General features: G+C 49.4%; 9 protein-coding genes and 1 tRNA gene. 5 read left to right on the plus strand and 5 right to left on the minus strand.

Annotated features, from left to right (window positions below):
- Positions 1 to 287 precede the first annotated feature (287 nt).
- The 4 genes from QZP87_RS04570 to QZP87_RS04585 all read left to right on the plus strand — a co-directional run bounded on the left by QZP87_RS04570 (position 288) and on the right by QZP87_RS04585 (position 2,946).
- Positions 288 to 422: a hypothetical protein gene (locus tag QZP87_RS04570; RefSeq protein ID WP_291321738.1), complete on the plus strand. Its 135-nt coding sequence runs from the start codon at positions 288 to 290 to the stop codon at positions 420 to 422.
- 353 nt (positions 423 to 775) lie between these two features.
- The gene (locus QZP87_RS04575) at positions 776 to 1,906 is read left to right on the plus strand and encodes an AAA family ATPase (RefSeq protein WP_291321739.1); all 1,131 of its coding nucleotides are present in this window, start codon (positions 776 to 778) and stop codon (positions 1,904 to 1,906) included.
- Positions 1,903 to 2,592, plus strand: a complete 690-nt coding sequence (locus tag QZP87_RS04580; RefSeq protein WP_291321740.1) for a DUF4276 family protein — start codon at positions 1,903 to 1,905, stop codon at positions 2,590 to 2,592. Before QZP87_RS04575 ends, QZP87_RS04580 begins: the two co-directional genes overlap by 4 nt.
- A gap of 27 nt (positions 2,593 to 2,619) precedes the next feature.
- A complete protein-coding gene (locus QZP87_RS04585; RefSeq protein ID WP_363330987.1) occupies positions 2,620 to 2,946 on the plus strand; it encodes an AAA family ATPase in 327 nt (108 codons plus the stop codon).
- Between the two features lie 358 nt (positions 2,947 to 3,304).
- On the opposite strand, the gene QZP87_RS04590 is transcribed toward QZP87_RS04585, so the two are convergent.
- Positions 3,305 to 3,380, minus strand: a tRNA-Phe gene (locus tag QZP87_RS04590).
- Between the two features lie 199 nt (positions 3,381 to 3,579).
- Here QZP87_RS04590 and plsY point away from each other — a divergent pair.
- Positions 3,580 to 4,185, plus strand: coding sequence for a glycerol-3-phosphate 1-O-acyltransferase PlsY (gene plsY, locus QZP87_RS04595; protein WP_291321741.1), 606 nt, complete (start codon positions 3,580 to 3,582; stop codon positions 4,183 to 4,185).
- Between the two features lie 261 nt (positions 4,186 to 4,446).
- Here plsY and hflX read toward each other — a convergent pair whose 3' ends face one another.
- From hflX to QZP87_RS04615, 4 genes are all read right to left on the minus strand, one after another.
- A complete protein-coding gene (gene hflX / locus QZP87_RS04600) occupies positions 4,447 to 5,910 on the minus strand; it encodes a GTPase HflX (protein WP_291321742.1) in 1,464 nt (487 codons plus the stop codon).
- A gap of 212 nt (positions 5,911 to 6,122) precedes the next feature.
- Positions 6,123 to 6,716 carry an IMP cyclohydrolase gene (locus QZP87_RS04605; RefSeq protein ID WP_291321743.1) on the minus strand — a complete coding sequence of 198 codons (594 nt, stop codon included), beginning with the start codon at positions 6,714 to 6,716 and terminating at the stop codon, positions 6,123 to 6,125.
- Between the two features lie 875 nt (positions 6,717 to 7,591).
- A complete protein-coding gene (locus tag QZP87_RS04610) occupies positions 7,592 to 9,097 on the minus strand; it encodes a BCCT family transporter (protein WP_291321744.1) in 1,506 nt (501 codons plus the stop codon).
- A 115-nt stretch (positions 9,098 to 9,212) separates the two neighbouring features.
- Positions 9,213 to 10,010: a universal stress protein gene (locus QZP87_RS04615; RefSeq protein ID WP_291321745.1), complete on the minus strand. Its 798-nt coding sequence runs from the start codon at positions 10,008 to 10,010 to the stop codon at positions 9,213 to 9,215.
- Positions 10,011 to 10,180: the final 170 nt, after the last annotated feature.

The following is a 10,180-nucleotide window of genomic DNA, read 5'->3' on the forward strand; positions in this document are numbered from 1 at the left end:
GGGAACACAGCTCTTCAGCGGCTTCCGCCGCATCCGAAGAAAAAACAAGAAGCGGCTGGAGCCGCAAGAATAAGACGTCCCCAGGCTGGAGCCTGTGAACGAGGGGACAAAGCCAGCGTTAGAATACCGAGAGCCCTTTGTGCTCACAAGAAGGTCTATGGGAGTTAACTTGAAGCTCATTGCATCGCTATGGCGTTATATCTGTATTTTTCTAATCCCTAAGCAAATATGCCAGAGCCAACAGAAGCCTTGCTCATGAAACCATAACCTTCGGTTCTGCGGGTTTTGTGGAAAGGATGCAGGACCGCCTTGGAGTAAAAGCCAGGCATAGACTTATTGATAAAGAAAGTAATGCCGTGTATGCCTTGCAGGAGTCGCCTGCTGATTACCGTCCAGGTTTTGACGGAAAAATGTTTACCTGATTCATTTGTAACTTCCGCACTTTCCGCCAGGTTCTGGACACAAAACTGACCTGGACCTTTCAATTAAAATAGATTGGCGATCTGGTGCGCAAGGGCGAGGGAAACCATCATCGGGGACGCCTGGCAGATTGATCGCGGGTATGATGGTTTTTTTGGTAAGGTGAAGAGCTTGGGGGGGGTGAGGGTAATTTTGGCGAACAGTAACTCAAAACATCCCTTCCTGCCCGTGCCACATATGATTCATTTTTAGAATTTTACAACAGGGTGACGAATCAGAAAAAAAATCATAAACTCACTGGAAGCTCAACACAGACTCCGTGATCCTGTGTATGGGGTATAATCAAGGACAGCTCATGAATGATCAGTATAAACTGAGGCGCTTATTTATCAAGGGGTTCAAATCCTTTGATTCAGCAGGGCAAAACATAGAATTTGGAGATATTAATGTCTGCATTGGCCCCAACGCTGCTGGCAAGAGCAACCTGGTCTCATTCTTCCGGATGCTCAACTTCATGACCACAGGCACATTGCAGCAATTTATCGGTGAACAGGGATATTCCGACTCAATCCTCCATTTTGGATCAGCCATTACCCCGGTCATGGAGGCTGAGTTATTTTTTGCCAGGGATGATGGAGAGTATAATAAATACGAGATCACCCTTGTCCATGCCAGCGGTGGCAAGCTTATTTTTACAAGGGAAATAGCTTGCTGGTCTGGTACAACCAGGGATAACCCACTTATAGTTGACCTCAAGTCTGGCCATGACGAATCCGCCCTGATCCAGGATGCTGACACAGGCCCAACCAGCCGCTTTGTTCTTGATCTGCTTAGAAAATGCCAGGTGTTTCAGTTTCATGACACCTCAAGCACGGCTAAGATCAGAAATCCAGGATATATAAACGACAATCGTTATCTGCGGGGTAATGCCGGTAATCTGGCTGCCTTCTTATACGCCATGAACGCTAAAGAGGAGACCAGGCCTTATTACAAGCGCATTTTGCAACATATCAGAGAAGTAATCCCCGGATTTGGTGACTTCGAACTCCAGCCCACCGCACTGAACAGTGAATACATTAAGCTGGACTGGATGGAAAAGGGATCATCCTACCGCTTCGGTCCGCATCAGCTTTCCGACGGCAGCCTGCGCTTCATGGCCATGACCGCACTTATGCTGCAACCGCCGCAAACTCTGCCCGGCCTGATCATCCTGGATGAACCGGAACTCGGTCTGCACCCGGCTGCCTTGTCCTCTCTGGCTGGAATGGTCAAAAACGCGGCCCGGAAAAGCCAGATCATTTTGGCCACACAATCCCCAAGGCTTGTGGATGAATTTGAGGCAGCTGAAATCATGGTCCTGGAACGTCAAGAACAAACCCGGGCCACCCAGGTGCACAGGCTGGATGAGTCCTCCCTGAAAAACTGGCTTGAAAGGTATACCTTGTCCGAGTTATGGGAGAAGAATGTCCTGGGAGGCAAGCCTTGAGCGGGCTCATCCGGTTGCACATCACAGCCGAAGGACAGACAGAGGAGAGATTTGTCCGCAGGATCCTTCAGCCCCACCTGGCCTTGAAAAATGTTTTTGTGGACGCCAGCTCTGTTACGACCAGTAAGGATAAAAAGGCAGGGCATACATACCGGGGCGGGCTAATAAGCTACGAAAAAGCAAAAAAAGATATCATGGATTGGATCAGGCAGGACAACAACCCGGAGAGCCATTCTTCCACCATGTTTGATTTGTATGCCCTGCCGGATGATTTTCCGGGCGTCCAAGAGGCAGCACGAATCAATGATGCATATGAAAGAGTGACATTTCTTGAGCAAAGCCTGGCCGAAGACATAGATCATCCAAGGTTCACTGCCTATATACAACTCTTCGAGTTCGAAGCTCTGCTTTTTTCAGACCTGGACAAGTTTTCTCTGGAATACCTGGAGCATGCAAAGGCTATTGAACAGTTGAAACAGATCCTGCAATCATTCCAAAATAATCCCGAAATGATTGACGATGGACCGAACACGGCACCGTCTAAAAGGATATTGACGAGTATTCCAGAGTATTCCAAAGCCGGGTCCGGTGTGATCATTGCGGTGATGATCGGTCTTGACCAAATGAGATCCATGTGCAGACATTTCAATGACTGGATTTGTCTACTGGAAGGGTTGGGGGAATAATGACGAAGCACAATAACTGCTGAAGGTATCAAGAAAATCGCTATATTGGACAGGCTCCTGGGCAATCGGATGCTGACTCCGGAGTCCATCCTGTTTATTGACGAACCCGAAGCTGCCCTGCATCCCGCGGCGATCATCAAATTTCTGGATATGCTGGCCCTGCTTGCCGTCCAGGGCGTACAGATCTTAATGGCCACTCACTCTTACTTTGTGCTCAAGAAACTCCAGATCCTGACCGTGCAAAATGATATGTCCTACATTCAGCACCCTTTCGTTTGCCTGAAAGGTAATTTTTTTATCTCACCACATTTTTTCTGCTTCTTGGTACAGCCTGCATCCTGTTTTACCCCGTAGATACTTGCTTGAAAGCATTTTTATTTTAGTATAAAATAAATCATGGACTCTTATTTCAGATTAGTCTTTCTCACGACCGTGACCGCCGCATAGGGCCCTCCGGCCGTATAATCGAATCCTGGAGCTTCAGTCTGGAGTACCAAAACCCCCAATAACTTTTGACTATTTCGTAATACTCTGAGCATACAGATATTGATTATGGTAATAACTCAATGACCAATGGACATAATCTGCTGATGCAGATAAAATCAAATAATCTTTGACCGCTTACCAGGAAAAATATTTTCCTAATGCTTACCATGTGCTTACCAGACAAAAAAAGGGCTTACGAGAAAAACCCGTAAGCCCTTGAAATTTATGGTGCCGAGGGACGGAATCGAACCGCCCACACGGGGATTTTCAGTCCCCTGCTCTACCGACTGAGCTACCTCGGCAATGTCTCGTTAAGAGATAATCTTATATCTGAGGCTGTTTATTTTGGCAAGTCTTTTTTGACTAAATTTCAAATTTACTTTTTCGCCTGTTCAAGTTACTTTTACATCAAGTCGCGTTCAAGGTCAAGGTACGGCCTGTTCAAGGCGTGGGCTTGCAGGTCGTGTTTTTTGAATAACCATTATTGATAAGGAGAGTGCAATGGTTTCCATAATCTGGCTCGGGTTATGTTATCTACTGGGTTCTTTGCCTTTCGGCGTCCTCATAGCCACCAATTTCTGCCGTGTAGATCCTCGAGAGCAGGGCAGTCAAAACATCGGCGCCACCAATGTGGCCAGACTCTGCGGCTTTCGGTACGGGATTGTTGTTCTGGTCCTTGACCTGCTCAAGGGGTTCGTTCCCGTATGGATCGCCATGCAGTTTTCCACCTCTGCCGTTTTTATTTCACTTACAGCTCTGGCGGTCATAATCGGGCATATGTATTCGGTCTTTTTGTACGGCAAGGGAGGAAAGGGTGTCGCGACAACTGTGGGTGTGTTTTTAGCCCTCTCCACGGTGGTGACGGCCTGGGCCGTGGGCATTTGTCTGGCCATTGTGTACCTGACCGGATACGTCGCCCTGGGCTCGCTGGCCCTGGTGACTGCAGCCCCGGTACTCTTTCTGCTGACAGGCAACTTCGGCTATATCCTGGTTTCCCTGATTATTATGGCCCTTGTATTCTGGAGGCATGAGGAAAACATCCACAGGGTGCTGACCGGACAGGAGAATACCTGGCGCTGTCGATCCTCTGAGTCAGTTGTCAGCTAGATAGTTTCCACAGGGAAAAGAACCGCTTCCGGATGAAAACTAGATATCATCGTAACAGTTTAGCCCTTTTTAAGGAAAGCAGAGGACAGGCAACCCAGCCCTTGTATTCTATTGATGTAAGAAAACAGGCTTAGAAAACAAGGGCTGGAAGAGCCAGTCCCCATGCCACATGCAAATGGCTAAACTGTTACCTATCGTCTTTTTTTGTTACAAAAGGCATAAATGTTAAAATAAGGGCTGTCCACAGGATGGGGTCGGCCCTTAATACAGTAGAGTATCACTTTTTTCATTTTTTATTATCATGCCTTCCAGGGCCGGCACCAACGGTTCCAGGGTTTTTTCCTCCAGGGCGGAGACAGTTATTGCATCCCTGAAGACGTTCTGGAGAATCTGTTTTTTTTCATCCTGCACCATGTCCCACTTGTTCAAAACCATAAGCTGAGGCTTATTCTGGAGTCCAAGCAATATAAGCAGTTCCTGTACTGCATTCACCTGTTCCTCTACCTCCGGGTGAGATGCGTCCGCCACATGCACCAGTACTCTGGCCAGGGAGAGTTCTTCCAGGGTGGCCATGAAAGCCTCCCTCAAATCGTCAGGTAAATCCTTAATAAAACCCACAGTGTCAGTTAGGACTATTTCCTTTTCGTCCGGGAAACGCAGTCTGCGGCTGGTGGGGTCCAGGGTGGCAAAGAGCTTGTCTTCAGCCAGGATGCTGCTTCGTGTCAGGGTATTCAGGAGAGTGGACTTGCCGGCATTGGTATAGCCCACCAGGGAAACCACTGGGATATCAGTTTCAACTCTTTTGGACCGGATGTTCTGGCGGTGCCTGCGCAGCTTTTGCAGTTCATTCTTTATCCTGGATATGCGGTCCCTGATTTTACGCCTGTCAAGCTCCAGCTTGGTTTCCCCGGGACCTCTGCCCCCAATGCCGCCTGTGAGACGGCTCAGGGCCCTGTCCTGCTTGATCAGTCTTGGCAGGGTATACTTTAACTGGGCCATTTCAACCTGTAGTTTGCCCGCCCTGGAGGTGGCCCGCTGGGCAAAAATGTCCAGGATGAGCTGGGTGCGGTCAATGACTTTTCTTTCGGTCAGGGAAGTGAGGTTTCGAAGCTGGGTAGGGCTGAGTTCCCGATCAAAGATAAGCACCGAGGCATTGGACTGCAGGGCCATGACCTCAAGTTCCGCCACTTTGCCTTTGCCCAGTATGGATTTGGGGTTGATTGAAGAAACCCTCTGAATCAAAGAATCCGCCACATTCAGCCCGGCAGTCCTGGCCAAAGATCCCAGTTCTTCAATGGACTTTTCCTGCTCCTTCCTGGAGCGGGTGTCTACACTTACCAGCAGGGCGTTTCCTTCAGCAGAAATGTCCTTGTGGACGTCACCATCCCTGCCGAGTTCTTTTTCAAGGGATTCCACACTGGCCTGGTGATTCACACCGCCTTTACTCCAGTCCACAGGGTCGTAAACCCGGTAGGGGTCTCTGTCGCGGTTTCGCGGCATGAGGTGAGCCCACTGGAATTGATTCGGAGCACCTTTATCATCTACAGTGAGAACTGAAATGGAGTCCAGGCGCAGGAATACCAGGTCCATGAGGTCTTCGCCAGTGAGACAGGCCCGGCCCAGATGGGTGTGCAGCAGCCTGACCCCGCGCAGTCTGCCGCTGCTTTCTCGCAGGCGGTCCATGGCAGGAATAAGTATCCCGTCCTGATGGCCCGCAATGACCATGCTTACATGTCCGCGACGGTCTATGAGCAGACCTATCTGCCTTTTTATCTGGTGAGTTAGGTTTGCAAGTTCCCTGGCCTGCTCCGTGGTAAAACCCGAAGAAGGGGGGAACCTGCGATAATAGAGCCTGGACAGAGCCTTTAGCTGGTGTGGTTTCAGGCCGGTGAGGTTGCCAAGAGGTTTTTGAGCTATAAAAAGACTCCGTCAGATAATCAAATTTTCTGGTTGAAATACCCGGAAATCACCTGGTCGTAACGGCTGGTCTTGGCGAATGTATAGGAAGCGGTCTTTATCCTGAACTCCAGGTCTATGCCCTTTTTCTTCTGCAGCATGTCCATGCAGGGCTGATAGAACTCCGGGTCGGGCAATACGCAGATGCTGGAGTGATTTTTGGCTGCCGCCCGCAAAAGTGTTGGGCCCCCGATATCTATCTGTTCTACAGCTTTTTCAATACCGGGATCATCCTGAATGGCACGTTCGAAAGCATACAGGTTGACGCAGACTATGTCTATGGGCTGAATGTTCATGCCAGCCAGAGTTTCAATGTGCTCAGGGTTGTCCTTGTCCGCCAGGATGCCTGCATGGATGAAGGGATGCAGGGTTTTGACTCTGCCGCCCAGTATTTCAGGAAAACCAGTGACGTCGCTTACTGAGGTCACAGGTACACCACTGTCCTTAAGAATCTTTTTAGTTCCGCCGGTGGAAATAATTTCCACTCCCCGGGCAGATAGAAAACTGCCCAGTTCTGAAATACCGGTCTTGTCGGTAACACTGACCAGGGCCCTTCTGACAGACAATAACTGCATAACCAGATCTCTCCTTTTGGGTAAATACTTATCACTACAGCGAAACTTATAAAACTTTTCAACCTGTCTAAATTGGGGACAGGCACTTTTGCCGGTTGCTAATCTGCAAATGCTTCAAAAATGCGGCGGCAAAAGAGCCAGTCCCCGTAGGTCAATAAATAAGTTTCGCTGTAGTGTTATGTAACTATTCAATAATCATTGAACACTACCACTACAGCGAAACTTAAAAAAACTGTATCTGTTTAGCGCTTTGCATGTGGCACTGGGACTGGCACTTTTGCCGGTAGCAAGATTGCAGTTGTTCAAAAAATACTGGCGGTAAAAGATCCAGCACCCGGGGGTCGATAATAAGTATCGCTGTAGTGGCATACTATTGTGCCAAAAAGGCTGCAAAAAGACAAGCCTTTTTAGAGCTAGCGCCGGCCATGCCCGCAACTAAAAATAAAGGAGTGCTCTTATCCAATTGGGACAGCCCCAGTACCAGGCGCTCAAGACCTGTCTTTGCTCGAAACATTTCTTGTTTTTTGTGACCCTAGTTAAACCCTGCTCCGCAGCACAGAACGCTTCAAGCGTTGCTTAACGGGGCAGGCAGGGTTTCAGGACTAAGTAACCAGGCTTTTTCCGCGACCCTGCGCGGAAAAAGAGACTGCCCACTGAATACACGGAATTTCACGGAATATGCGTTGCTTCACAACGCTTTAAAACTTCCGTGCCCTTCCGTGTGTTCCGTGGGCATAACCTCTTGGCTTTCTTTGAAAATGAAACAACATGTTGTTCCGAAACTTGTGCTAAGCGCCTAAAAAGCGTGGCAGGCGATATTTGCAGAAGACAGGGGCTCAGCGCCTGGAACTGGGACTGCCCACCGGATCTCGGTTTCATCTCCTGGAAAAACGGCTGTTGAGCCCTTCTTTGGACTCTGCTGACAGGCCTCTCCAAAGGTTGTAGCACAAGAGCAGAAGCACAAAACTAAAAGGCAAAGCTGCGGTAATAGCCATCTGCTGCAGAGCCAACAGACCGCCTGAAACCAGAAGTATGGCCGCTACGGATGACTGGGTCACACCCCAGACGATCTTCTTGCCCAGGCTGGGGTTAAGCGACCCCCTGGAAGTCATGATGCCCAGCACAAAAGTGGCTGAATCCGCAGAGGTGACGAAAAAAACCACCAGGAGCAGAATAGCTGCATTGGACAGGATCATGGCCCCAGGATAATGGTCGAAAACGGCAAAGAGTCCGGTGGAGACATCTTCCAGGACAGCTTGCCCCACTTCAGCCCCAGCCTCCATTTCCAGATATAGAGAGGATCCGCCGAACACGGCGAACCAGATAAAGGTGAGCAGGGTGGGTACCAGCAAGGCACCGCTGATAAATTCCCTGATGGTTCGGCCCCGGGAGATGCGGGCCACGAATATGCCCACGAAGGGCGACCAGGCAATCCACCAGGCCCAGTAGAATATGGTCCAGTCCTTGTACCACTCATGCCCCAGAAAAGGGTTCACGGTGAGGCTCATCTCCAGAACGTCGCTTAAGTAGCCACCCATGGTATCGGTGAAAACATTCATGATATAGGCCGTGGGTCCGAAAACCAGCATAAACACCACCAGCAGAAACGCCAGGAACATATTGGACTTGCTCAGGGTCTGTATCCCCTTGTCCAGCCCGACGGCAGCGGAAATCATAAACAGCATGGTGGTGATCAGGATAATTATCAGGGTACTGGTATCTGTGGCCGGAACTCCGTAGATATGTTCCAGGCCGCTGTTGATCTGAAGTGCCCCAAGGCCCAGGGAGGTGGCTATACCGAATATGGTGGCGAAAACAGCCAGAATATCTATCAGCTTCCCAGGCAGCCCGTAAATTCTATCCCCGAGCAGGGGGTAAAAGCATGAGCTGATAAGCGGAGGCATATCCCTGCGAAAGGAAAAGTAGGCTATGCTCATGCTCATAATAATGTATACCGCCCAGGGGTGCAGGCCCCAGTGAAAAAAGCTGTAGCGCATGGCAAAGGTGGCGGCGTGTCCGCTTTCCTTTTCAATATGTGCCGGGGGCTGCATGTAATGACTGATGGGTTCAGCCACCCCCCAGAAAATAAGCCCGATGCCCATGCCGGCGGCGAAAAGCATGCTGAACCACCCGAAATAAGTATACTCCGGCCTGTCCTCGTCCTTGCCCAGCTTGATTTTACCGTACTTGCTCAAGGCCAGGACAATGCTGAAAGCCAGAAAAAAGAAGGTCATCAGGAGGTAGGCCCAACCGAAATTGGCTATAATGCCGCCATGAATATATGTGGAAATACTGTCCAGAAGCTCATGGTCGAATATCCCCAGAAGCACAAAACCGGCTACAATTATTAGCGATGCTACGAAAACCGTATCCTTGAACATATAAGACCCGGCTGAAATTTTGGTTTGAACCAGCTGCAGCTGGTGTTTATCAGGTTTTGCCGAATATTTTCAGCAGTTAGCCGCCCCGGAGAACAGTCGCAAGCTCAGTCCCCCGTCAGGGGATCAGAAGGACAGAGCTGTTTACCCTGGAAACGACTCTGGCGCAGGTGGAACCCATTACATGCAGTGGAAAAGGCTCGTTGAGACGTCCAAGGATCACTGCGTCTGCCCGGGTTTCATCCACTACATCCAGGATATGGCCGGCCGGGGATCCGATCCTGGATAGTTGCCTGATCTTCCGGAAATATCCCGAGTATTGCTCTTTTAGTTTTTCCAGATTTTCATTGACGTTTTCCCGTCTTATCTGCTCAGAATACGGGTCAGCCGCCCTCTCCCCTACATGCAGAATGACCAGTTCCGGTACCAGTTCCCCAATGAAGTACACCAGTTGACAGCATTTTTCCGCGGCCTGCTGAAAATCCGTTGCAAACACAACCCGGTGCATTTGCTCCTCATGCCGTAAATCCGGTCTTTTCTTGTGCACCCAGACAGGGTTGTCCGCCAGGCGGACCACATCCTGAGTGGTGCTCCCCAGTAGAGAGCTGATTAAAAAATTTCTGCCACTTGCCGGAATATAAATAAGATCAGCCTTCTGTTCCCGGGCCGCCTTGGTGATCTCTACGGCCACATGCCCTTCTTCCACTTTATAGTGTACATTTATCCCGACTTCATTCAGGACACTCTTAAAATGCCTGAGCCTGGACTCGGCATGTTTGTGGCTGCCTAGTCCGGGAGTGAGTACATAAAACAACATCAGTTCTTCGGCCTTCATTTTGTATAAAAACGAAGCCCTTATTTTAATTTCTGCAATGGATTCGTTTAAATCCACTGGCTGCAGCACTTTTTTAAACATAAATCCTGGACCTCTAATATATTATCACTACAGCGAAACTTATTTATTGACCTCCGGGGACTGGCTCTTTTGCCGCCGAATTTTTGAAGCAGTATCTGTTTAGCGCTTTGCATGTGGCATGGGGACTGGCTCTTCCGGGACCCACTTGTCCCAAAAAATGAGATGTTTTA

Source organism: Desulfonatronospira sp., from assembly GCA_003563255.1.
Classification (GTDB): Bacteria; Desulfobacterota; Desulfovibrionia; order Desulfovibrionales; family Desulfonatronovibrionaceae; genus Desulfonatronospira.